This window comes from Pseudoalteromonas sp. S16_S37, from assembly GCF_014694405.1.
Classification (GTDB): domain Bacteria; phylum Pseudomonadota; class Gammaproteobacteria; order Enterobacterales; family Alteromonadaceae; genus Pseudoalteromonas.
In genome coordinates this window covers 1-512 of sequence record NZ_JAAUWV010000201.1, presented here as the reverse complement: position 1 = coordinate 512, position 512 = coordinate 1, and the positions used below count along the sequence as shown (strand labels likewise).

Genomic DNA, 512 nt, shown 5'->3' with positions numbered 1-512 from the left:
CTGCTAAGCCATACTCCCTCAGTTAAGTAGGCGAGTCCCTCAGCAACAGCTAAACTGGCTCATCTCACCTTGCGCAAAGGAAACGCCCTCACTGCTTCGTTGTCGTTAACCCTTTGCACGGTCGAACCGCCCTCACTGCGTTCGCTGTCGTTAACCCTTTGCACCTTATACCAACCTGCATAAAGGTTAAGTCAATTTTATCCAATCTCTTGAGCACATTTTTTTAACTCTCTCTGGAACGGAAATGAATTTGTTCCATGCTTTTGAAACTTACTCAACAATATCTTCAAAACCGTGGTGTTAAAGATATTCTTATCGCCTGTGTAGATGGCCTTAAAGGCTTCCCTGATGCGATTAATACGGTTTACCCAGATACGCAAATTCAGCTCTGCGTTGTCCATATGGTACGCAACTCGTTAAAGTTCGTGCCGTGGAAAGACTACAAAACCATCACGGCTGATTTAAAGCGTATATATCAATCAATAACCGAAGACGAAGCTCTAATGGCCTTA

General features: G+C 43.9%; 1 pseudogene. It reads left to right on the top strand.

The annotated features are described in order from the left end of the window. Nucleotides 1–284 precede the first annotated feature (284 nt). Nucleotides 285–512, top strand: a pseudogene (locus tag HC733_RS22625) (transposase); the annotation flags it as partial.